We start from the raw sequence: 310 nt of genomic DNA, 5'->3' as shown, positions 1-310 counted from the left end.
AGAACAACAGAAAGTATTACGTCCGGTAATTAGGTTATTGAAACGTTATCAATTAGTCATTATTGGCGATAGAGAATTTCATGGTGCTGAATTAAGGAAATGGTTACATAGTCAGGGGTTGAAGTATATCTTCAGACAGAAAAAAGATACCACATTTCGAGAGAAAAGACAAAAATTCCAACCATTGAGTACAATTCCAATTTACCCTGGAGGTCGGAGATTTTATGAAAATGTTCATCTCACACAAGATAAAGGTTTTGGTTGTTGTAATTTAGCCGTTTATTGGAAACGAAAGTATCGCGGTAAGCAA

General features: G+C 35.2%; 1 protein-coding gene. It reads left to right on the top strand.

Annotation, left to right across the window (positions count from 1 at the left end; genetic code table 11):
* A partial coding sequence (locus FFR48_RS28605) for a transposase (RefSeq protein WP_137669643.1) occupies positions 1–310 on the top strand: 310 nt, incomplete at both ends.

The organism is Sphaerospermopsis reniformis, assembly GCF_005402885.1.
Taxonomy (GTDB): domain Bacteria; phylum Cyanobacteriota; class Cyanobacteriia; order Cyanobacteriales; family Nostocaceae; genus Sphaerospermopsis; species Sphaerospermopsis kisseleviana.
Note: the sequence above shows the minus strand (reverse complement) of the source record. Positions and strands in the feature narration are given on the sequence as shown.